The sequence below is a fragment of the Serratia sp. HNCC26DJ244 genome (assembly GCF_057180565.1).
Map to the genome: position 1 here is coordinate 25,184 of NZ_JBXUGO010000009.1, position 23,560 is coordinate 48,743.

The window sequence follows — 23,560 nt, forward strand, 5'->3', positions numbered from 1 at the left end:
TTGTGCTTCCTCTCAGAAGAATGTTGAACCACTGCACCTGTTATTGATTAATGTGTTTCTGCAAATGTGCGTTGAATGCCGCAGCATCCATAAACCCGGTGACACGAGCGGCGGGTAACTCTTGTCCCGCAGAGTCAAAAAAAAGAATGGTGGGTAGCCCAAGCACCTGCAAGTGTTTTAGCAAGGCCACCTGTTCGGCGCTATTGGCAGTAACATCAACCTGCAATAGCACTGAATTCGTTAGTTGACCTTGTACTGCAGGATCACTGAACGTGTATTTTTCAAATTCTTTGCAGGCGACGCACCAATCAGCATACAGATCCAACATCACCGATTTACCCTGCGCCTGTTGTAGTGCCAAATTCAGTTGTTCAAGGTTATGAACCTGGGTGAAACCTAGCTGGTTTTGCGCTTGCTTTTGAGGGGCGCTGCTGTGGCCAAATGCCCAGTCTTGCAAGGGGCGCCCGGCGATCACCAACATCACCAATAATATAACCTGCACAAGTCGCACCCAACCATGGGATGATTTCAAGCTGAGAACGAATGCCCAACCCAAGAATGCCAGCCCCAGTAGACTCCAAAGACGTAGCCCCCAAACATCGCCTATCACTCGTTCAAGGAGAAATACCGGTAGCGCCAAGATAACAAAACCGAAAGCTTCTTTAACATATTGCATCCAAGGGCCACTGCGTGGCAGCAGGCGGTTACCGAACAGGGTGACTATCACCAGTGGGATCCCCATCCCCAGTGCATACAGATATAACGTACCACCACCTACCCACATATTGCCGCTTTGAGCAATGTAGAGCAGGATGGCACTGAGAGGGGCGGTGGTGCAGGGGGAACAGATCAACCCGGCCAACGCACCCATAACAAATACGCCGAGCAGTGAGCCCCCCTGTTGAGTATTGCTCCAGTTCGCCAGCCGGGTTTGTAGGCCGGCGGGCAGTTGTAAGGAGAAGCAACCAAACATGGATAAGGCCAAGGCAATAAACAGTACAGACAACCCGATCAACACATAAGGGTGTTGCAGTGCAGCCTGAAATTGTAGCCCGAGAGCGGCAACTACCAGGCCAAGCAAGGTATAGGTTAATGCCATACCTTGTACATAAACCAAGGCCAACACCAGGATGCGTCTATTACTCTGTGGTCGTTCTCGGCCAAGAATAATGCCGGAAATCAACGGGTACATGGGTAGCACGCAAGGTGTGAATGCAATGCCGATACCAATCAATAGTGCCCAGAGTGGGGAAAAGGGCAGTCCGGTTGGTTCTGCGGCGGCAGGTGCTGTAGCCGGCGGCTCTGTGGTTGCGGCTGCAGCGACGGCACGTAAAGGAATGATCCGTGTCTCGGGTGGATAACAGAACCCCGCTTCGGCACACCCTTGATAGGTGACACTCAGGCTGGCGTTACTGCCGGCTTGCAACAGCGGAATGGTCAGGGTCAACGGCTGCTTGAAAATGGCCACATCACCAAAGAACTCATCTTTATGATTCAACCCGGCCGGTAACTCAAATTGGCCCAGAGTTGCATGCTGTGGCACCAGTTTGATTTGATGGCGATACAGGTAATAGCCCGGGCGAATTTCCCAACTCAGTGTCAGTTGGTGGTCCTGCTGTTTAAAATCAAAAGCAAAGGCTTGATCGACAAGCATAAACTGGTTACCGCTGTTTTGGTTAAACAGCGAGGCCTGAACGGCTTGCGGCAAGAAAAACAGGCTGCAAAGCAGTAATATCAGTTTAATGAGGCGTTGATCCATGACAGGTAATCTTTATCTCCAGCTAACACCGGTAGCACCAATAGTTCGGGTGTTTGATATGGGTGATGTTGTTTCAGGTAGGTAAGCAGCGCTTGCTGATGATGTTGGTCACTCTTGAACAGCATTTGTACTTCGTATTCCTGCTCTAATTTGCCTTCCCAGTAATATAACGAGGAGGCACCGGGCAACAGTGTGGCACAGGCGGCCAGTTTTTCAGCCAGTACTCTCGCGGCCAACTCTTGCGCTGTCGCTTCATCGGGGACGGTACAAAGTATGACAATAGCTTCGCAATCAGACATATTCAGCCCTCTTAGCCAGGTTATCTGCAGGATAGCATACCCTGAGGCTATACTCTTTAATCTTCAGGTTGCCAAGATGAGGACAATGAACATTAACGCTGTCCATGAGTAGCGTTCAAAACTGTGTATTGTAGATAAAATTCAATTAGTTGGTTTCATTACCAAAAAGTGTAACACCCAACACCAATCAGCCAGCATTGGGTGTTAATACGATTATTCCGCAAATCCCTTTTTATCACTCAGATTGATAACCTCACGCTGCTCGAGATTAATCATAAAGTGGTCACTGGGTGGCAATGAAGTTCCTAATTTACGCAAAATGGCAAATAGGGCGCCAAAGCGGTTCTGAAATACTTGGCTGACACTATTGTCATCCAGCACTTTCTTATCAGAGAAATGAACGGTGGCTTGGGTATTCGCCAAGGCATCAGCCAGCACGCTGTATTGACCAATCCGCTCAGGAGTGATGTCATCCAGCGCCAGATCGCCAGCGTTAGCCAAGCGATAAAAATCGGTGGCCAGATCAAACCCGCTCCATGCAGCAAAATCATCTAGCTTGAGGTTATTTGCCTGCGCCAGTGATGCTGCCTTAGCTTGGGCACGCTCCCAGTCTGCGGTTATTGTCTCTGGCGTTACGCTTACAGGTACCTGAGGCGAAGCCGCAGTGCACTTGGCTAGCGTGGTTAGCGGCGACAAAGACGGATTAGCCTGTAACTGGGCCAACGTCACAGCGGTGTCCAACTGCGAGAGGATCAGCATATCGCGCCCACTCATGCTGAACAGCATCTCGCGCATTTCACAGGGCCATTCGCTGGGTAAAAACCGCAGGCGGGTCAGCTCCGAGAGATACAGGTTATTGAACTCATGGTAATCCTTACTGGCGAGGATATCGGCATTCCATAATTTTGCCGAACCCTGAGCCGCTAGATGTTGGTGTTCCATCTGATAATGTTCAAACAGTTCGTCGAAACGCGGAACCTGATTCAATCGAACGGTTTCCACCTCGATGGTACTTTTGTTATTGAGAGTGAGCAATTTATAGGCAGGGACGTAAGCCGCCATCGAAGGTGCCTGAATGTTGACCAGAAAACCATCGTCGTACTTGCGAATACCGGTGTCATTAAAGTGCATATGGCCCCCGACGTGGATCTCGATCCCTGCTTTAGCCAATGCGTGTACAGTATCTTCTGCAGGCCGACGAGCCATTTGGAAACTGCCGGTGCCAAACAGCGCTTCAATATCGTCAGATGCCCCGTTATAAAATTCGGTCATCGGGAAATGGCTGAAGGTGATCAACTGTTTATTCTGCTCTTTGGCACGCTGCGCCACGGTTTTGATCCATTCAATCACGTGAGTTTTATGCGTCAGCATACGGTTATATCCCGCATTGCCTGAGCCATTAAAGTTTTTAGGGTTGGCAGGGTCTGCGTCATCGGCGGAAGACTTGGGGATATAGACATTGGCATCAATCGCCAGCAACCAGACCCCAGAAATGGGCTCGACCAGATAGCTGGCGTCCGGCACCTGCAAGCAATGGGTGTAATCACTTTGCTTGTAGCGGCCACCGGTTCCTTCGGCACAAATCTCATAATGGCGGTACTGCCAATCGGCCTGCTGGCGCGCGGTATCAAATGTGTAGCTGGTGGTTGAATAGGTGCTGTATGGGGTTTCCCAATAAAGATAGGAGGCTTTGGGCATAAAACCGTGTTCGGCAAGAGCCGTGGTCACCCCTTCATAGCCCAACTCACGGATATCTTCCGTACAGACGGTGGGTAATTCATATCCTGCGTCAATAATCGCCCAGGCATCGCTGTAACCATTGCATTCAGCAGCGCCCTTGCTATAGATACGCTGTTCTTTCCCCTCCTCACCGAGAAAATCGCTTTTCCCACCCGGGCGTTCAAACGGCACATTAGGATCATGATTGCCGGGAGCGGCGAAAAACTGAATACCATAGCGCTGGGAGTATTCATCCAGAATTTTTTTCAGCCCACGCATATGGATTGGCTGGCCATCATCACTGAAATCACCGGGTAACGCGACCAACTTGATCCCACGCTGTGCCGCATCGTCCAACGCCGCCAGAAAAGCGAAGTAGTTCTCATTGAATAACCGGGTCGATGTCAGTTGCGCATACATGGTGCGGATCATGGCTGACTGGCCGCTTTTACTGTTCATCAGGCCAGCGAAGGCGTTGCCTTCGAAGGAACCATAAACATCATGAAAATGGACATCTGGCATAAACGCCACGGTTACCGGGCTCTTATCTATTGGAGGTTCTGTTATTGGTTTTTCTTCCGTCGGAGTAGGTGACAGTACCTGCTTGCTGTCGGTATCGCCACATCCCACCAGAAAAGCGGCGGAGATAAAGAGAGCGCCAATTGGCCAAACTGTTTTCATAAAAAACTCCATTTACAATAAAAAATTTTTTGAGCAATAGTAGATTCTCCTTGTGTCATAAATATGATGGATACAGCATCGACGTTAAAAAAAGCAGTAAGTTAAAGCGCTCTCCGGCAACAAACCGGATATACCCGTTATCCTTCAAGTTGCTTAGGTGTTGGCTGCTCTCATTCACCCGAATCACTTACTAATGTAAGCTCATCGGGATTCTCTCTATTGCCGCCTACAAGCAACTCGAATTATTTAGGGTATAGCGTTATTGAGGATGGGCACTTATTTTTTGGTAAAGAGAGAGCCCCTTCCACCAAGATGAATTTATTGCGCAGGGTCGAATATATTTTGCCCATGATCATCACGGCTGCCACAAGGAACAGGGTGATAAATATCACCACCTTCCAGTGCCACAACCGCATATTTTTGGCATAAACCTCTGGCACCGACAAAAACAGCATCGCAGCAGAACGAATATTGGCTTCAATCAGGGACAGACTCAGCGCCAGATAGGCGGTATAGGCAGTAATTGAGGGGATTGCAGAAAAGCGGGGCCGAAACCCCGCCAATCAATTACAAAATCATGCCACCTATCAGGAAGCCAAAGATTACCGCAAATACCACACCCATGGTGCCAGGGATAAAGAATGGGTGGTTAAATACGAAACGCCCAATGCGTGTGGTGCCGGTATCGTCCATTTGTACTGCCGCCACCAGTGTTGGGTAAGTTGGCAGAATGAACAGGCCGGAAACCGCAGCAAAGGAAGCGATAGCAGTCAGTGGGGTAACGTTGAGTGCCAGAGCCATTGGCATCAGAGCTCTAGCGGTAGCAGCCTGAGAATAAAGCAGTGCAGAACAGAAGAAGAAAATGACTGCCAGCAACCAAGGGTGTGATTGGATCACGGTACCTGCAGTGGCTTTGATCCAATCAAGGTTAGCCTGCACAAAGGTATCACCCAGCCAGGCAACACCCAGAATACAAACACAGGCACTCATGCCGGCTTTGAAAGTGCTGGAATTCAATATCAGGTCGGTATCAACGCGGCACAGAATAGTGGTTAGGGTGGCCACACTCAACATGATGATCAAAATGGCATTAGTGGTATTCATTAGTGGTGTTGCCACCAAACCCATGCTTGGGCTGTTGATAATGGCATAAGCCACCACACATAGCACGCCAGCCAGGAACATCAGTACCGACATTTTTGCTTTGGGTTTGATCTCCAGAACGCGGTCACCGCGCAGGGCAATCAGGCCCTCTTCAAAGCGTTTTTGGTAGACTGGATCGTCAGACAATTTGGAGTCAAACAGCCAGGTGACCAACAGCGCCATCAACAACACCGCGAGGAAAGTGGATGGGATTACCACCATCAGCAAATGCAAATAGCTGACACCGTGCCCTTCCATCACCGAAGACATATACACCACGGCAGCAGAGATGGGGGATGCGGTAATAGCAATCTGGGCGGAAACAACGGCGGTAGACAGTGGGCGGCAAGGTTTGATGCCTTGCTCTTTGGCTACTTCGGCAATCACTGGCAGCGCAGAAAGCGAGATATTACCAGTACCGGCGAAGATGGTCAGAAAATAGGTGACGATCGGGGCCAGAATGGTGATGTATTTCGGGTTTTTACGTAGCAGTTTTTCCGTTTGCTGTACCAGATAATCCATCCCACCAGCGACTTGCATGGCGGCGATAGCGGCAATAACGGCCATGATGATTGAAATAACATCGAACGGTATGCTGCCTGGCTTTACGCCAATCATTGCCAGCACCAACACCCCAAGACCCCCAGCAAAACCTATTCCAATACCGCCCAGCCTAGCCCCTAGGAATATGGCCAGTAGAACGATGATTAATTCCACGACTAACATAATATTTACCCCATTCAAAATGATTTTTTATGAAAATAAAAGGTTAAAAAACTGTGACGCAAGAAAGAAAAAAGGCACGCGATCCAATGGATTTGCGTGCCTTTCGGGCTACCGGATGAGTCTATTATTGGTCATTTTCATCAGTATAGCGTTTCGCTTTATAGGCCGGGTGCATCAAGTTCTCCACAGAGAAGATATCATCCAGCTCAGCTTCGCTCAGTAACCCGCGTTCCAGCACGACTTCACGCACACTCTTACCAGTTTCGGCGCAGATCTTGCCAACAATGTCACCATTGTGGTGACCAATGAATGGGTTCAGATAAGTGACGATGCCGATAGAGTTGAAGACATAGTGCTCGCACACTTCCTTGTTGGCAGTAATGCCATTAATGCATTTTTCCAGCAGGTTATAACAGGCGTTGGTCAGAATGTGTATGGACTCAAACATCGCTTGACCAATGACTGGCTCCATTACGTTGAGTTGTAACTGTCCTGCTTCGGCTGCCATAGTAACGCAAGTGTCGTTGCCGATCACTTTAAAACACACTTGGTTGACGACTTCTGGGACTACCGGATTCACTTTGGCTGGCATAATAGAAGAACCCGCCTGTAACTCTGGTAGGTTGATTTCGTTCAGACCAGCGCGTGGGCCGGAAGAAAGTAACCGTAGATCGTTACAAATTTTGGAAAGTTTCACCGCCAGGCGCTTCAGCGCGCTGTGTACCATCACGTAGGCACCGCAGTCTGAGGTGGCTTCGATCAGGTCTTCCGCTGGAACGACGGCCAGGTTACTGACTTCCGCCAGCTTCTGCACTGCCAGATGCTGGTAGCCTTCTGGGGTGTTCAGTGCAGTACCGATGGCGGTAGCACCCAGGTTGACTTCCAGCAACAACTCGGCAGTACGGTGCAGGTTGCGCGTCTCTTCTTGCAGCAGGATGCTGAAAGCACGGAACTCCTGACCCAGCGTCATCGGTACGGCATCTTGCAACTGGGTACGGCCCATTTTCAAAATGGTGGCGAACTCTTGGGCCTTACGGTCGAAGCCTTCTCGCAGTTGGTTAATGGCATCGATCAATTTCTGGTTGGAGGCGTAGACCGCGATACGGAAGCCAGTTGGGTAGGCATCGTTGGTGGACTGGCACTTGTTGAGATGGTCGTTAGGGTTCAGGTACTGATATTCCCCCTTCTGGTGTCCCATCAACTCCAGACCGATGTTAGCCAACACTTCGTTGGTATTCATGTTCAGTGAGGTGCCTGCTCCCCCTTGAAACACATCCACGGGGAATTGGTCCATGCACTTGCCTTTATCCAGCATCTGGTCACAGGCTTGGATGATGGTGTCAGCAATTTGACGAGGAATGGTTTTCAGCTCTTTGTTGGCCATTGCTGCGGCTTTCTTCACCATAACCATGCCGCGAATAAACTCAGGAACATCGCTGATTTTACTGTTGCTGATATAGAAATTTTCAATCGCACGCAAAGTATGAATACCATAATAGGCTTCTGCGGGTACTTCACGTGTTCCTAACAGGTCTTCTTCGATACGAATGTTGTTTGACATGAGAACCTTCTCTAAATATCGCTGCCGAATAATTATATGTGTGATAACAAAATAATGTTGCCGATAGCATCAAGTATGGAAGTATTAACCACACTGATTGTTGCTGCCCAGATCATATGCTGCTTGGTAATAAATGAGTGGGCGCAGATCACTATCTGATGTTTCAAAAATGGCGGCGTGTTGTTTCTGTGGTTCACTTCACATTTTTTAACGGGGTAATAAAAATATCCGTCAGATTGAAATGACTCTATGATGTCCCCATTGTAGTAAAATAGATCTGTTGTAGAACTTATTCGTGGTGTATGCGCTATTGTGCGGATACGCCGACTCTATCGAGAGGAGAAGCCGGTGCGCTGGTTACCGTTATTTCTGATATTTCTGTTGGTTTATATAGAAATATCCTTATTTATCAAAGTTGCTGCGGTATTAGGCGTACTAACAACGCTCTTGTTGGTGCTTTTTACCTCTTGTGTTGGCGTCTCCCTGGTGCGTAATCAGGGGGTGAAAACCTTTGTGCAGATGCAACAGAAACTGGCTGTGGGGGAAAGTCCTGCAGCAGAGATGGTAAAAAGTGTTTCCTTGGTGTTGGCGGGGGTCCTGCTATTGATCCCAGGTTTTTTTACCGATTTTCTTGGCCTGCTGCTGTTGTTGCCACCCGTGCAGAAATTGCTGACATTAAAATTGATGCCACACCTTTCCATTTATCGCACAGGTGGGGGGAGCCAGAATGGGGGGGCGGCCAGTGGCAATACCTTCGACGGGGAGTTCCAGCGTAAAAATGATGAGCGTTACACGCTGGATCATCAACCGGATGATCATGATAAACCTAAAGATCGATGATTTTTTCTCGAATGCGGCTAACAGGCCGCATTTTTGTCTCTATCCTCATCATAATGTCAACCTTAGGAGCATTGCAGGACTAACAAACCTGAATAGAGAGCCGATAATTGGCAGTAATTAAAATTTTTTTTGATTTTGCCCCTTGAAGGGAAATGGAACGCCCCCATTTCAAATCCCACGGAGCCGGTATCAATAATCCGGTGAACAACCCTAAATCTGATAGAAACTTTCTTACAGGAGAGCGTTCAATGAGTATTCGTCCATTACATGACCGCGTTATCGTCAAGCGCAAAGAAGTTGAATCAAAATCTGCTGGCGGCATCGTTCTGACTGGCTCTGCAGCGGGTAAATCCACGCGTGGTGAAGTTGTAGCCGTTGGTAAAGGACGCGTTCTGGAAAGTGGTCACGTCCAGCCGCTGGATGTGAAGGTGGGTGACATCGTAATTTTCAACGACGGTTACGGCGTGAAAGCAGAGAAGATCGACAGTGAAGAAGTGTTGATCATGTCTGAAAGCGACATTTTGGCGATTGTTGAAGCCTAATTACGCTTTATATCTTCTAATAACCTGAACAAGTTGAAGGGAAATACTAATGGCAGCTAAAGACGTAAAATTTGGTAATGACGCTCGCGTGAAGATGCTCCGTGGCGTGAATGTACTCGCTGATGCAGTGAAAGTGACCTTGGGCCCTAAAGGGCGCAACGTCATACTGGATAAATCTTTCGGTGCACCTTCCATCACTAAAGATGGCGTATCTGTTGCTCGTGAAATCGAACTGGAAGACAAGTTTGAGAACATGGGTGCTCAAATGGTGAAAGAGGTTGCCTCTAAAGCCAATGATGCTGCAGGTGACGGCACCACCACTGCCACTGTTCTGGCTCAATCCATCATCACCGAAGGCCTGAAAGCTGTAGCTGCAGGTATGAACCCGATGGACCTGAAGCGTGGTATCGACAAGGCCGTTATTGCGGCGGTTGAAGAGCTGAAAAAGCAGTCTGTACCTTGCTCTGATTCTAAAGCTATCGCTCAAGTAGGCACCATCTCTGCAAACTCCGATGACACCGTGGGTAAATTGATTGCAGAAGCGATGGAAAAAGTGACTCAAGAAGGTGTTATCACCGTTGAAGAAGGCACTGGTCTGCAAGATGAGCTGGATGTAGTAGAAGGTATGCAGTTCGACCGTGGCTACCTGTCTCCTTACTTCATCAACAAGCCAGAAACCGGTTCTATTGAACTGGAAAGCCCTTATATCCTGCTGGCTGATAAGAAAATTTCCAACATCCGTGAAATGCTGCCAGTACTGGAAGCGGTTGCCAAAGCAGGTAAGCCACTGTTGATCATCGCAGAAGATGTTGAAGGTGAAGCGCTGGCGACCCTGGTGGTTAACACCATGCGTGGTATCGTCAAAGTGGCAGCGGTTAAAGCACCGGGCTTTGGTGATCGCCGTAAAGCCATGCTGCAAGATATTGCTATCCTGACTGCCGGTACCGTCATTTCTGAAGAGATTGGCCTGGAGCTGGAAAAAGCGACTCTGGAAGATCTGGGTCAGGCAAAACGCGTGGTTATCAACAAAGACACCACCACGATTATTGATGGTGTGGGTGATGAGGTTGCCATTAAAGGCCGCGTTACTCAGATCCGTCAGCAAATTGAAGAAGCGACTTCTGACTATGATCGCGAAAAACTGCAGGAACGCGCCGCTAAACTGGGCGGTGGTGTGGCAGTTATCAAAGTCGGTGCCGCAACTGAAATTGAAATGAAAGAGAAGAAAGCCCGTGTTGAAGATGCCTTGCATGCGACCCGTGCAGCGGTAGAAGAAGGCGTGGTTGCTGGTGGTGGTGTGGCCTTGATTCGTGTAGCAGGCAAGATTGCTGGCCTGAAAGGCGATAACGAAGACCAGAATGTGGGTATCAAAGTGGCTCTGCGTGCCATGGAGTCTCCACTGCGTCAAATCGTGATCAATGCGGGTGAAGAAGCCTCTGTGATTGCCAATAAAGTGAAAGCAGGCGAAGGCAGCTTCGGCTATAACGCTTACACTGAAGAATACGGCGATATGATCGCTATGGGTATTCTGGATCCAACCAAAGTGACCCGTTCTGCACTGCAGTATGCGGCTTCTGTCGCTGGTCTGATGATCACCACCGAATGTATGGTGACTGATCTGCCGAAAGACGATAAAGCTGATATGGGTGCTGGTGGTATGGGTGGCATGGGCGGTATGGGTGGTATGGGCGGTATGATGTAATCCCCCCAAGCACCGATGTGTATTGAGACCCGGCTTCGTGCCGGGTTTTTTTATGGCTATGTCCCAATAGTGTGACGGGTGAGCAGAAATTGCTTCGCGATGGGGGATAAATGCCGCTGTTGCACATATTTTTGCAGATCATGTTGATTTAGTGTGTAAACTGATAGCTCATCAACTGTCGCTCAAGGTGTTGATCAGGCTCCAGTGGCCGCTGGCAATGGATGCTAGAAACATAGCAGCGTTCTTTGATAAGTTTTGCGTCATTCTCAATATTAGATGGGGGAAAAAATGCGGATTAAAACCTTACTGGGTCTATCGGCAGCATTGTTGCTGGCGGGTTGTAGCACTAGCAACGAACTGAGTACTGCAGGGGAGCAAGTTAAATTTACTGAGACCAAACCTGCCGCAGAATGCCAATTTATCGGTGAAGTAACCGGTTCTCAAAGTAACTGGTTGGCAGGCAATGACGGTGAAAGTGGTTCCATGCGGGGTGCAGCCAATGATTTGCGTAACAAGGCCGCCGCAATGGGGGGCAATCTCCTTTATGGCGTGAGCAGCCCAAGCCAGACGTTTCTCTCCAGCTTTGTGCCCGGAGAAAGCAAAATGATTGGCCAAGTGTATAAGTGTCCCTAACACCAGAATGACTACTTAGTACGACTTAGGTAGGTTCAAAGAGGAGTGTGCTGGCATTCCTCTTTCGTATAACAAGCCATTATTTTTCCATCAGATGCAGATCCAGCGGTGTTTTGCTGGCTTCCCCACCGACTTCGCGGGTTAAGCGTGGTACCAGGTAACCTGAAACCTGGCTTAACAAGCCTTTCATAATCACTCTAGCTTTATCATCACTGACCATAAAATGAGCGGCGCCTTGTACTTTATCGAGCAGATGAAGGTAGTAGGGCAAGATACCTGCATCGAACAGGGCGTGGCTGAGTGCAGCTAGCGTATCGGGACAATCATTGATGCCTCGCAGTAAAACGCTTTGATTGAGTAATGTCACACCAGCGTGGCGTAACTGCGTCATCTTGGCGCACAGTTCCTGGTCAATTTCATTGGCATGATTGATATGTGTCACCATCAATACTTGCAAGCGCGATGCTGATAGACGCTGGCAAAGCGTGGTGGTGATGCGGGCGGGGATCACCACTGGTAAACGGGTATGGATGCGTAGCCGCTTGAGATGCGCAATGTTCTCCAGTTCACCTATCAGCCAATCAAGCTCCTGGTCTTTGGCCATCAATGGATCGCCACCGGAGAAAATAATTTCATCCAGTTCTGGGTGTTGGCGGATATAATCCAACGCTTGTAGCCAGTTTGCTTTGTTACCCTGATTATCCTGATAAGGGAAATGGCGGCGGAAGCAGTAGCGGCAGTTGACGGCACAACCCCCTTTGACCAACAGAAGGGCGCGATTACGATATTTATGGAGTAAACCCGGTACTACGCTGCGTTGTTCATCTAACGGGTCGACAGTAAAGCCGGGGGTGTTGATAAACTCAGCACTGCTGGTTAAAACTTGTCGCAGTAATGGGTCGTTGGCATCGCCATGGCGCATACGGGCGGCAAAGGTACGGGGTACGCGCAGGGCAAATAGGCGGCGAGCGTCACCCCCCTGCAGTAGTTCGGGGTGATTATTCAGCGATAAAAGCTGCAGCAATTCATTGGGATCGGTAATAACATCGGCAAGTTGATGTAACCAATCTTCTCTATGCGGTGTATTTCGGGTTATAATGTGTGCCATTTTTTTGGCTAAGCTACCAGTTTAATTATTCAGAGGGCCATCATGGCGACTTATTCTAGCAACGATTTCCGTCCGGGTCTTAAAATCATGTTCGAAGGCGAACCTTACGCTGTCGAATCCAGCGAGTTCGTCAAGCCCGGCAAAGGTCAGGCGTTTGCACGTGTTAAAATGCGCCGTTTATTGACCGGTACCCGTGTTGAGAAAACGTTTAAATCTACCGACTCTGCCGAAGGTGCCGATGTTGTTGATATGAACCTCACCTACTTGTACAACGATGGTGAGTTCTACCACTTCATGAACAACGAAACTTTTGAACAGTTGGCTGCGGATGAAAAAGCGATTGGTGATAGTGCCAAGTGGATGCTGGATCAAGCAGAGTGTATTGTGACGTTATGGAATGGTCAGCCAATTGCGGTGACACCACCAAACTTTGTAGAACTGGAGATCGTTGATACTGATCCTGGTTTGAAAGGTGATACCGCGGGGACAGGTGGCAAACCCGCTACGCTGAGCACCGGTGCTGTTGTTAAGGTCCCACTATTCGTGCAGATTGGCGAAGTGATCAAGGTTGACACCCGCTCTGGCGAATACGTTTCTCGCGTTAAATAAGCCGTTGTTGAAAGAGGTCACCGCCTGTGGCCTCTGCAAATTATCCCCATGGTCATTCAAACCCTAGGGGATAATTATCTACTCAGCCAGATGGGACGACCCACCTGCGCTTCTTTTATCCGGGGACGACCCTATTTGTTTGGGAGCCGTTTCATGGCGTGGATTATCCTCATTTTTGCCGGGCTGTTAGAGGTCGTTTGGGCTATTGGCTTGAAGTACACCCACGGTTTTAGCCGCTTAATGCCCAGTTTGATTACGCTTGCCGCTATGGCTGCCAGTATGATATTGCTGGCCAATGCGATGAAAACATTACCAGCAGGTACCGCTTATGCCGTGTGGACCGGTATTGGGGCGGTGGGGGCGGCGATAATGGGCATGATACTACTTGGCGAATCTGCCAGTATGATGCGTATTCTTAGCCTGTGCTTAATTATCGCCGGCATTTTAGGGCTGAAATTTAGCAGTTAGTGGGTCAGTGGTTATTGGCTGGGGCGCTGCTCGACCCAGAGCAGGGCTTCAGTGTTAAAACCATATCCTTTGGCAATATGAACCAATCTTTCCCGCGTAGCGCTATCGAGTGTCGGTGTACGCGCCAGGATCCACAGGTAATCTTTACTTGGCCCAGAAACCAGAGCGTAACGGTATTCAGGATCCAGTTCGATCACATGGTAGCCCCCGTAAAAAGGGCCGAAGAAAGAGACCTTTAATGAGGCGGTCTGTGGTGAGCCAATGAAATAAGCTTTACCTTCGCTGGCTTTCCATTGTTGTTTTTTAACGTCAAAACCGCGGTTAATCACCTTTATACCCCCATCTTCTCGTGGGCTGTAATTGGCGCTGACTTGCTGTAAACCCCGTTCAAACCGATGGTCCAGGCGAGCGATTTCATACCAAGTACCAAGATAACGTGTGCTGTCGAAGTTATCGACAACCTTGACATCCTTTGGCGGGCTGACGCTACAGGCCACCGCAAGCAGGGCAGATAATATGACAGAAAGCTTTGACCAGAAGTTCATGGCTTATTCCTATTTATCGGTACAGATAAACAGTATAGATCCGCAATCAACTAAACAGCAGAAGAGAAAAATTCAGGTAGGGCTGTAGGGAGAATTGGCGGCCAACGAAAGTTGACCGCCAGAGAGGTTACAGAGTAGCAACCCCGATCAGGGTAACCACACTCAGGATGGCTGCCAGACCATAAAAGACCCACTTGCCAGCAGGCACATGGATTTTCAGGTCATGCATGGCGTGGTGGATGCGGTGCAGCCCACACCATAGTGGCAGAATAATCATCAGCAGCAGGAACAGGCGGCCAATCCAGCTTTGGCAAAATGCCAATACGCGGTCATAGCTCAAGGCATCGCCAGGGAACAGGCCTAGCGGTAGCAAGATCCCGACTAGCAGCACGATTGCAGGGGCAACAATCGCTCCCCACATACCACCTGCGCCAAATAATCCCCAGAAAACCGGCTCATCAGAGCGTTTAGGTGATTGATTTATCATGTTTCCTCCGGATTACAGTAACGCTACGGCGAGAATGACTACCGTAACGACAATTGTCACCGCCCACAGGGCTTTAACAATTGGCTCCGGCCCCATTTTCTCGTCTTTTACGATGATATTGGCTGCCTTGGGTGCTAAATCGAACCAGGTTTTAGTGTGCAGTGCTGCAGCCAACAGAGCCACGATATTAATCAATAGCACGATTGGGTTTTGCAGAAAACCGACAAACCCAGCCCAGCCTTCAGGGCCACCTTTAAGCGCAAATACGCCGTAGAGCAGCACGATACTGAACCACACGGCCATGAATGATGTGCTTTCACGCAGCATATAGAAACGGTAGAAACCCAACTGTTTCCACCAGGTCGGCGTCATGGTACGTACATAGGGTTTACGTTGTGTTGTCATTGCTGTCTCCCCTCCCTTATTGCGGTTTCAGCATTGCTATCATGAAGTCTTTGGCACTATCCACCTTGCCCTGCTGTACGGCAGCGGCGGGGTCGACATGCTTCGGACAGACTTCAGAGCAGTAGCCAACAAACGTACAGGCCCAAACACCATTTTGCCCATTGAGTTGCGGCATACGTTCTTTCTTGCCGTGGTCACGGCTGTCGAGATTATAACGGTGTGCCAGGGTAATGGCGGCTGGTCCGATAAATTCCGGATTGAGTCCAAACTGTGGGCAGGCGGCATAGCATAAGCCACAGTTGATACAACCGGAGAACTGGTGATACTTGGCCATTTGCGCAGGCGTTTGCAGGTTGGTCCCTTCTGCTGGTTTGCGATCATTGCCGATGATGTAGGGTTTAATCGCTTCCAGGCTTTCGATAAAGTGGGTCATATCGACCACTAGATCGCGCTCAATCGGGAAATTGCCTAACGCTTCTACCTTCATGCCCGCAGTGTATTCACGCAGGAAGGTTTTACATGCCAGTTTCGGCACGCTATTGACCATCATGCCGCAGGAGCCGCAGATAGCCATACGGCATGACCAGCGGTAGGACAGGTCCGGTGCCAGGTTATCTTTAATATAGCCCAGTGCATCCAGCAGCGAAGTCTGCTCATCGTAAGGTACGCTAAACGTTTCGAAATGCGGCTCAGCGTCGCTTTCCGGGTTATAGCGCATGACTTCGATTTTTATGGTTTTCATCTCAGCCATTCGCTTGCTCCTTATCCTTTTTCTCCTGTGCTTCAGCTTCTGCGCCATAAACACGCTTCGCTGGTGGCAATTTGGTAATTTTCACGTCGCTATACTCCAGGCGTGGTGCGCCATCCGGGTTATGGAACGTCAGCGTATGCTTCAGGAAGTTCACATCGTCTCGCTCGGTACAGCCTTCATCAAGACGCTGGTGTGCACCGCGTGATTCTCTACGGTTCAACGCGGAGTGGGCCATACATTCGGCAACATCCAAGCCGTAACCCAATTCGATGGTATACAGCAAATCGGTGTTGAACACATTGGTGGAGTCAGTGATCTTGACGCGCTTGAAGCGCTCTTTCAATTCAGCCAACTTATCGACGGTCTTTTGCATCAGTTCAGGTGTACGGTAGATCCCGCAACCTTCTTCCATTGACAGACCCATTTCATCGCGGATTTTAGCCCAGTTCTCATTACCTTCTTGCTTCATCAGGTTGCTGAGACGTGTTTCAACATCGCGACCTTGTGCGTCGAGAGCACTGTCGTTAGCAGGGGTGGCTTCCAGTGCGCGACGAGCTGCATTTTCACCCGCTACACGGCCAAAGACCACCAGTTCAGCCAGTGAGTTGGAGCCCAGGCGGTTGGCACCGTGCAGGCCGACGGAAGAACATTCACCGACAGCGAACAACCCTTTAATACGCGTTTCACAGTTTTGATCAGTTTCGATCCCACCCATGGTGTAGTGCGCGGTTGGACGAACCGGGATCGGCTCTTTAACTGGGTCAACGCCAACATAAGCTTTTGCCAATTCACAGATAAATGGCAAACGTTCCAGCAGCTTTTTCTCACCCAGATGACGGAGATCCAGGTAGACCACATCGCCGCGTGGCGTAGGGATGGTGCGACCAGCACGCCATTCGTGCCAGAAAGCCTGCGAAACTTTGTCACGCGGGCCCAGTTCCATATATTTGTTCTTTGGCTCGCCCAATGGGGTTTCTGGGCCCATACCGTAGTCTTGCAGGTAACGGTAGCCATCTTTGTTGACCAGAATACCGCCTTCACCACGGCAGCCTTCGGTCATCAGAATACCGGAACCTGGTAGACCTGTTGGGTGATACTGAACAAACTCCATATCACGCAAAGGAACACCGTGGTGGAATGCCATCCCCATACCGTCACCGGTGACGATGCCGCCGTTGGTGTTATAACGATACACACGGCCTGCACCCCCGGTCGCCATAATAACCGCATTGGCGCGGATCAGGACGCGGGTACCTTCCATCATGTTCAGGGCGACTACGCCACGAGCCTGGCCATCATCCACCAGCACATCCAGTACAAAGTGCTCATCAAAGCGTTGGATTTGTGGGTATTTCAGTGAGGTCTGGAACAGGGTATGCAGCATATGGAAGCCGGTTTTATCGGCGGCGAACCAGGTACGTTCGATCTTCATGCCACCAAAGCGACGAACGTTAACTGAACCATCCGGTTTACGGCTCCAAGGGCAGCCCCATAGTTCAAGCTGGGTCATTTCCTGTGGGCAACTGTGGACAAAATGATCAACCACATCTTGTTCACACAACCAGTCGCCACCAGCAACGGTGTCCTGGAAGTGATAGTCGAAGCTGTCGTGGGGCTGAGTGACTGCTGCAGATCCTCCTTCGGCGGCCACGGTGTGGCTACGCATTGGGTAAACTTTTGATATAAGAGCAATTTTTAGCTGGGGATTGGCTTCTGCGGCGGCGATTGCTGCCCGTAAACCTGCTCCCCCTGCGCCAATAATGGCTAGGTCGGCGTTAAAGGTTTGCACTGCACTCCTCCAAAGTTCTTGTTAATACTATCAATTTCATATCTATACTTAATATTTATAACATAATTCGCCTGCTAATCTATTTAGGCGATTCATTAATATGGCAACTTAAAAACTAAGGATAGATAACCCTTACCGGATATGAGGACGTAATTATAACTAATCTTAAGTAGGATAAATTTGATGTGATCGATTATTTTGCCTTTTAACCATAAAACGAAAGGCATTTGGGCAAAAAATAATAAGATATCTTGGCGTTGCTTTCGAGCGAGGTTATTACCTGTGATTTGTATAGTTAATATGTTCTTTATGATTTTAATTAGGCGCCCAACGCTCGCTTTCTTATGATTTGTTTGCTTGGCTGGATACGAGTAGACTGCACCCCTGTTTTATTTCGGAGTAATAATCATGAGCGAAACGGCAAGCTGGCAACCCAGTGCCCCAATTGCCAATTTGTTGAAGCGTGCGGCGATATTGGCAGAAATCCGGCGTTTTTTTGCTGATCGTGGCGTGTTAGAAGTGGAAACACCGACAATGAGTCAAGCAACAGTGACTGACCTCCATCTGGTCCCCTTCCAAACACGTTTCGTTGGCCCAGGTGTGCCAGATGGCCTGACGTTATACATGATGACCAGTCCGGAATATCACATGAAACGCCTGCTGGCTGCCGGGAGCGGGCCGATTTATCAGTTGTGCCGCAGTTTCCGTAATGAAGAAGCGGGTCGGTATCACAATCCTGAATTCACTATGTTGGAATGGTATCGTCCGCATTTCGATATGTACCGTCTGATGAATGAGGTGGATGATCTGTTACAGCAGGTATTGGACTGCAGCAGTGCAGAAACACTCTCTTATCAGCAGGCTTTCCAGCGCCATTTGGCGATAGACCCCTTGTCGGCCGAGAAAGCGCAATTGCGTGAGGCTGCCGCGAAGCTTGATTTGAGTAATATCGCTGACACGGAAGAAGATCGCGATACGTTATTGCAACTGCTGTTCACCGTGGGGGTAGAGCCCTACATTGGCCAGGATAAACCGGCATTCGTTTATCATTTTCCTGCTTCTCAGGCGGCTTTGGCCGAGATCAGTACCGAGGATCACCGCGTAGCGGAACGATTTGAGGTCTATTTCAAAGGTATTGAACTGGCGAATGGTTTTCGTGAACTGACAGATGGTAATGAACAGCGTCAGCGATTTGAGCAGGAAAACCGTAAGCGCGTGGCGCGCGGTTTGACGGCTCAGCCGATTGATAATAACTTGCTGGACGCGTTGCAAAAGGGCATGCCTGAGTGTGCAGGGGTCGCGGTGGGTGTTGACCGCCTGGTGATGTTGGCCTTAGGGGCGGAAAAGTTAAGTGATGTGATCGCGTTTCCGGTTGATCGAGCATAAGCGTGAGTGGGTATTGTCACTTGTGTTATCAGGGTTCAGTTGACTGAACCCTGATTGTTTTATAGCTCACCAGGTTCGCGGCCAGGGTTTCCTTGCGCGGGGCGGCCATTATTGTTCAGGCGTGAGAGGGTTTCGCGACGAACCTGGAAGGGCGGGTACGGCAAGGTGATACCGTGCTCACGGTAACCGCTGAGGATCAACTGGTGGAGCTCGTGACGCAGCGGCATACGATGCACCATTTCGGCGGCATAAATACGCAGCTCGAAAATTTGAATACCCTGTTGCAGATCCACCAGATAGGCTTCCGGTGCCGGGTTATCCAGCACCAACGCGCAGCGTTCTGCTGCCGTCATCAGGATCCTGGTGACCTCTTCACTGTCAGCCTCTGCGGGGGCCGGGACGGTCAACACCACACGAGAGATGGAGTCAGACAGCGACCAGTTGATAAACTGCTCGGTGATAAATGCCTTGTTGGGCACGATGATCTCTTTGCGGTCCCAATCTGAAATGGTGGTCGCCCGGGTGTTGATTTTAGTGATATTCCCCGTCAGGTTGCGGATGGTCACTGTATCGCCGATACGAATCGGCTTTTCAAACAAAATAATCAGGCCCGAGATAAAGTTGGAGAAGATCTCTTGCATACCAAAGCCCAAGCCCACACTGAGTGCGGTAACTACCCATTGCAACTTTGACCATTCAATACCAATCCAAGAGAAACTGAGAATTGCGCCAAATAGCAGCAGCAAATATTTTGTGATGGTGGTGATGGCGTAGCCAGTGCCAGGGGTCAGATCCAAATGCTGCAACACCACCAATTCCAGCAGTGCAGGCAAGTTACGCACCAGTTGCATGGTAACGGTGATGACCAGAATGGCGATCAACACGGCACCCATGGTGATGGGTAGGGCGGTCTCGACTCCATTGACGGTAGACATCACATCCCAGAGCTTAATATTTTCCAGAAAAGCGAATGCGGAATGTATTTCGGACCATAAAACAATCACTGAAACCAGGGCAATCATGGTCAGGATTGAGCGTACCAACTGCAGTGACTGTGCACTGATGGTATCAAGATCAATTTCTGTCTCATCAACTTCAATTGCCCCCTCTGTGCTGCTGGGCGCCTGTGTTGACTCACCCTCACCTTTGGCTCGTTGGGCCAGAATATCAGCACGGCGCTGCTTGGCTCGTTCAAATGCAATGCGGCGCCGCTGGATCAACATCCAACGGCGGATAATATGATAAACCACTAATAGCAGGAACCAGATGGCCACCGAGGTTTCTAAACGTGCCAGTAGTTTCTGGGCGGTAGTCAGGTAGCCGATGGCCGAAGCAAATGCGGCAATCAGTGGGGCTGAGAGTAATAATCCCCACAATGCGCTATTGACGATATTCTCACCACTCCCTTTTTTATCCAGGTACAACGGAATACCGGCGCGTTTCAGGCTGTTAGTAAGTAGTGCCAGCGCCAGGCATAACAAGATAAAACACAGGCGTCCGAGGGTGCTGGCAAATTCACGATCATTAAAATTGTCAAAAGTAATCAATGCCATAATCAGCGGCACAATCAGCCAGATCGACATCTTGTAATAACGCATGGCGAGGGAGATCTGTTTCACTGGCCAACCGAAATGAGCGATAAACAGCCCCTGCGGATGGGCAAAGGCTGCGCTGATCATACACACCCATAACACGGGCAGTGTCGCGGTGACGCCATCCCCTATTGCGACAGCGACGGGATACGGCCAAGCATTTTGCAGGCCAAAACCCATTGCCGCCCATAATACCGGTAGGGGTAAGGCCACCAGAATTGACCAGAAGACAGTACGTAACGTTAGCGAAAATTCGTCTTGTGTCACCTTACCCACTTTACTGCTGGCCCGCGCGAGAAATGCGTGGTAGTGCCTGCGTGAACTGATGCTCAAGATCACCAATAAGACGGCCCCAAAAAGGGGGATTATTGTTTCCCGGCTGGTCACCATCATCATAAAGGCGCCGCTGAGCTGGGTGAGGGTATCCAGTGACAGCAGTCGGGTCAGGTCAGAGGCGACATTAAGTGGGTAAGCGAGTGTTATCGGGCTGACATCCGCGACCCAAAACAGGTAGCGATGCGTCGCATCACGGATGTCATTAAGTGCATCCACCAACTGAGTGTTGGCAACTTTTAGCTTGGTCAGCTCAAGAATTTGGGTATCACAGCCAGACAGGAGTGAATTCAGCAGTTCACGTTGTGTTCGTATCTGGGCATCAACAATGCGTTGTTGGGCATCGGTCAGTGGAGAACCATCATCCTGTTTCAGATTTCTCGCCTGCTGGGGTAACTTTTCCAACTGACTTTCAAACTGTAAACGTTGTACCCGCAGATTGGCCATGGTGCGATCCAACTGCTGTGGTTTGGGCGCATCTGGCAACGTAGCTACTTGTGCACGCAGTGTCTCGCCCAATGCCGTAGAGGCTCCAAGCCATTGTGCTTGTTCCCTGATTGAGGTGAGCGCCTGACGGACCTGCAGTGTCTGAGCCGCGGCTTGGCGTTGTTGGGAAGAGATCAACTCCATCTGCTGAGCCTGATTGTTCAGGGCGGTAGACAGCTCGCGGTTGATTTGTAACTGCTGGCTGATGCTTTTGGGCAGATCGTTATTCTGCTCTGCTAATTGCTCGGTTTTCTCTAGTGCGAGCTCAGCTTCACGCTGGCGTTGGCTATTAAGGCTATTGCGCAAGGCCTGCAGTTGTATATCTGTTTTTTCATGGCGTTTTTTATGGATTTCGGCACGGACACGTGCCAATTCCTGACGGTTATTAGCGGAAAGTTGAGCCAGTTCCAGTTCATCGACTCTCGCTTTTCTGGCTGCCAATTCAGCTTGTGATTGTGCCAACTGCGCCAGTGCCAGTGGCGTAGTTTGGTTTTTCCCTTGGGATTGTAGCCGCTGTTGCACTTCTGCTAATAAGCGTCTCGCCTCACTTTGCTGGTGTGGCAATTGGTTGAGAGAGTCGCTGATATCCCGTGAGCGTTCCTGCTCTTGTTGTAACAGACGTGCCTGCTCTAATAACTGACTGCTGGTTTGCAGGATCAGTTGTTCCAGTTCGCTGGTTGGCAGATTGTCGCCATTGGACGGGGTTTTGCTTTCTTCTTCGGCGAGTTGCTTATGCAACTCTTGTATCATCTTCGGAAAGCCGTCGATCACCCGCTGGAACTGTTCAGCGTCGCTTTGTGACTCTTTACGCTCATTAAGCCAGTTTAGCGCACTTTGCAACGCCTCAATGGTTTCCGCCTGATTAGGGGCATTTTTGTTACTCTCAACCTGTTTTAATTCCTGCTGTAATTGCGATTCGTTGGGGACCGTCGCCCCCAGAACCGGTTGAACGAATAACAGGCTGAACAGTAATGAAATAATCAGGCGCACAGCGTCAGCTCCTTAGCTTGGCGAAGTGATGTTAGCGTCTGGCATGGACACGATTTGTGCGAAAGCCTGGCCCATACGGGTCACGGTGCCATTGTTCAGATGAGGGGCGAACTCCACGCTGCCGGCAGTGAACAGATTGATCACGGTAGACCCCAGTTTGAAACGGCCCATCTCGTCACCTTTAACCAACGAGATGGCACCTTCCATCCCTTCCGCAGGATAGGTCCAGCGTTTGATAATGCCTTCACGTGGTGGTGTGACAGTACCTGCCCAGACGGTTTCGATACTGCCAACAATGGTTGCACCTACCAGGATCTGCACCATTGGGCCAACGACGGTATCAAACACGCAGACCACGCGTTCATTACGGGCAAACAGGTTTGGCACGTTGGCGGCAGTTAATGGGTTCACGGAGAACAGATCCCCTGGCACGTAAATCATTTCACGCAATGTGCCATCACAAGGCATATGAACACGGTGATAGTCACGGGGGGCGAGATAGGTGGTAGCAAACAGGCCATTGCGGAATGATTCCGCGAGCAAGTAGTTGCCTGCCAATAAGGCTTCTAGCCCATAGTGGTGGCCTTTAGCCTGGAAAATCTGATCATCAAGGATCGGGCCTAATTGGCTGATAGCGCCATCGGCAGGCAGGGTTAGCACATCAGGTTCTGCAACGATGGGGCGCGCACCCTCGCGCAATGGACGCACGAAAAAGTCATTGAAGGTGGCGTAGGAATTCAGGTCAGGGTTCTGTGCTTCCTGCATATCCACACGATAATAGCGGGCGAAGAGTTTCACCACCTGTTGCGTCAGCCAACCAGCTTCTTTTTCTGCTCCCCAACCCGCAAGACGGGTCAGTGCCAGTTTTGGCAGCCAATACTGTAATTTAATTTTGAGACTATCTAGCACGTTAACCTCGTGAAAACGTATAAAAATGCACATAATCATGATGTCGAAAACACAACACCATTGTGTTGCTGGTTTTACCAGCGAATTGCCTTTTAGT

General features: G+C 49.8%; 21 protein-coding genes. 7 read left to right on the forward strand and 14 right to left on the reverse strand.

The window, feature by feature from the left end:
• Positions 1-40 precede the first annotated feature (40 nt).
• The 6 genes from AC2A06_RS09305 to aspA form a co-directional block, all read right to left on the reverse strand.
• Positions 41-1,759: a protein-disulfide reductase DsbD gene (locus tag AC2A06_RS09305; RefSeq protein WP_484380091.1), complete on the reverse strand. Its 1,719-nt coding sequence runs from the start codon at positions 1,757-1,759 to the stop codon at positions 41-43.
• The gene (gene cutA / locus AC2A06_RS09310; protein WP_473196197.1) at positions 1,735-2,058 is read right to left on the reverse strand and encodes a divalent cation tolerance protein CutA; all 324 of its coding nucleotides are present in this window, start codon (positions 2,056-2,058) and stop codon (positions 1,735-1,737) included. Before cutA ends, AC2A06_RS09305 begins: the two co-directional genes overlap by 25 nt.
• A gap of 213 nt (positions 2,059-2,271) precedes the next feature.
• Positions 2,272-4,458 carry a metallophosphoesterase gene (locus tag AC2A06_RS09315; RefSeq protein ID WP_484380092.1) on the reverse strand — a complete coding sequence of 729 codons (2,187 nt, stop codon included), beginning with the start codon at positions 4,456-4,458 and terminating at the stop codon, positions 2,272-2,274.
• A 242-nt stretch (positions 4,459-4,700) separates the two neighbouring features.
• Positions 4,701-5,021: a hypothetical protein gene (locus AC2A06_RS09320; protein ID WP_484380093.1), complete on the reverse strand. Its 321-nt coding sequence runs from the start codon at positions 5,019-5,021 to the stop codon at positions 4,701-4,703.
• Positions 5,022-5,025: 4 nt separating this feature from the next.
• Positions 5,026-6,327, reverse strand: coding sequence for an anaerobic C4-dicarboxylate transporter (locus AC2A06_RS09325; RefSeq protein WP_484380094.1), 1,302 nt, complete (start codon positions 6,325-6,327; stop codon positions 5,026-5,028).
• Positions 6,328-6,451: 124 nt separating this feature from the next.
• Positions 6,452-7,888 carry an aspartate ammonia-lyase gene (gene aspA / locus AC2A06_RS09330; protein ID WP_484380095.1) on the reverse strand — a complete coding sequence of 479 codons (1,437 nt, stop codon included), beginning with the start codon at positions 7,886-7,888 and terminating at the stop codon, positions 6,452-6,454.
• Positions 7,889-8,236: 348 nt separating this feature from the next.
• Between aspA and AC2A06_RS09335 the strand changes: the two genes are divergently transcribed.
• The 4 genes from AC2A06_RS09335 to AC2A06_RS09350 all read left to right on the forward strand — a co-directional run bounded on the left by AC2A06_RS09335 (position 8,237) and on the right by AC2A06_RS09350 (position 11,605).
• Positions 8,237-8,728, forward strand: coding sequence for an FxsA family protein (locus AC2A06_RS09335; RefSeq protein WP_484380096.1), 492 nt, complete (start codon positions 8,237-8,239; stop codon positions 8,726-8,728).
• Between the two features lie 248 nt (positions 8,729-8,976).
• A complete protein-coding gene (locus AC2A06_RS09340; protein WP_023489035.1) occupies positions 8,977-9,270 on the forward strand; it encodes a co-chaperone GroES in 294 nt (97 codons plus the stop codon).
• 49 nt (positions 9,271-9,319) lie between these two features.
• Complete coding sequence (gene groL / locus AC2A06_RS09345) at positions 9,320-10,972, forward strand: chaperonin GroEL (RefSeq protein ID WP_023489036.1); 1,653 nt, start codon at positions 9,320-9,322, stop codon at positions 10,970-10,972.
• 288 nt (positions 10,973-11,260) lie between these two features.
• A complete protein-coding gene (locus AC2A06_RS09350; protein WP_484380097.1) occupies positions 11,261-11,605 on the forward strand; it encodes a DUF4156 domain-containing protein in 345 nt (114 codons plus the stop codon).
• Positions 11,606-11,684: 79 nt separating this feature from the next.
• Here AC2A06_RS09350 and epmB read toward each other — a convergent pair whose 3' ends face one another.
• The gene (epmB, locus tag AC2A06_RS09355; protein ID WP_473196193.1) at positions 11,685-12,713 is read right to left on the reverse strand and encodes an EF-P beta-lysylation protein EpmB; all 1,029 of its coding nucleotides are present in this window, start codon (positions 12,711-12,713) and stop codon (positions 11,685-11,687) included.
• Between the two features lie 42 nt (positions 12,714-12,755).
• Between epmB and efp the strand changes: the two genes are divergently transcribed.
• Positions 12,756-13,322, forward strand: a complete 567-nt coding sequence (gene efp, locus AC2A06_RS09360) for an elongation factor P (RefSeq protein ID WP_037384432.1) — start codon at positions 12,756-12,758, stop codon at positions 13,320-13,322.
• Positions 13,323-13,475: 153 nt separating this feature from the next.
• Positions 13,476-13,790, forward strand: coding sequence for a quaternary ammonium compound efflux SMR transporter SugE (gene sugE / locus AC2A06_RS09365; protein WP_023489434.1), 315 nt, complete (start codon positions 13,476-13,478; stop codon positions 13,788-13,790).
• An 11-nt stretch (positions 13,791-13,801) separates the two neighbouring features.
• On the opposite strand, the gene blc is transcribed toward sugE, so the two are convergent.
• From blc to frdA, 5 genes are all read right to left on the reverse strand, one after another.
• Complete coding sequence (blc, locus tag AC2A06_RS09370; RefSeq protein ID WP_484380098.1) at positions 13,802-14,335, reverse strand: outer membrane lipoprotein Blc; 534 nt, start codon at positions 14,333-14,335, stop codon at positions 13,802-13,804.
• Between the two features lie 127 nt (positions 14,336-14,462).
• On the reverse strand, positions 14,463-14,822 hold the full coding sequence (gene frdD, locus AC2A06_RS09375) for a fumarate reductase subunit FrdD (protein WP_023489436.1): 360 nt from the start codon (positions 14,820-14,822) through the stop codon (positions 14,463-14,465).
• A 12-nt stretch (positions 14,823-14,834) separates the two neighbouring features.
• Positions 14,835-15,227 (reverse strand): fumarate reductase subunit FrdC, encoded by a 393-nt coding sequence (frdC, locus tag AC2A06_RS09380; RefSeq protein ID WP_023489437.1) that lies wholly within the window; start codon positions 15,225-15,227, stop codon positions 14,835-14,837.
• A gap of 16 nt (positions 15,228-15,243) precedes the next feature.
• Positions 15,244-15,978 (reverse strand): succinate dehydrogenase/fumarate reductase iron-sulfur subunit, encoded by a 735-nt coding sequence (locus AC2A06_RS09385; protein WP_023489438.1) that lies wholly within the window; start codon positions 15,976-15,978, stop codon positions 15,244-15,246.
• Positions 15,971-17,767 carry a fumarate reductase (quinol) flavoprotein subunit gene (frdA, locus tag AC2A06_RS09390; protein WP_484380099.1) on the reverse strand — a complete coding sequence of 599 codons (1,797 nt, stop codon included), beginning with the start codon at positions 17,765-17,767 and terminating at the stop codon, positions 15,971-15,973. Before frdA ends, AC2A06_RS09385 begins: the two co-directional genes overlap by 8 nt.
• Before the next feature lie 408 nt (positions 17,768-18,175).
• Here frdA and epmA point away from each other — a divergent pair, with 408 nt between their 5' ends.
• Positions 18,176-19,153: an elongation factor P--(R)-beta-lysine ligase gene (gene epmA, locus AC2A06_RS09395; protein ID WP_023489440.1), complete on the forward strand. Its 978-nt coding sequence runs from the start codon at positions 18,176-18,178 to the stop codon at positions 19,151-19,153.
• A gap of 59 nt (positions 19,154-19,212) precedes the next feature.
• On the opposite strand, the gene mscM is transcribed toward epmA, so the two are convergent.
• Together mscM and asd are read right to left on the reverse strand one after the other, a co-directional pair.
• Positions 19,213-22,554, reverse strand: a complete 3,342-nt coding sequence (gene mscM, locus AC2A06_RS09400) for a miniconductance mechanosensitive channel MscM (protein WP_484380100.1) — start codon at positions 22,552-22,554, stop codon at positions 19,213-19,215.
• A gap of 12 nt (positions 22,555-22,566) precedes the next feature.
• A complete protein-coding gene (asd, locus tag AC2A06_RS09405) occupies positions 22,567-23,463 on the reverse strand; it encodes an archaetidylserine decarboxylase (protein ID WP_484380101.1) in 897 nt (298 codons plus the stop codon).
• Between the last annotated feature and the right edge of the window lie 97 nt (positions 23,464-23,560).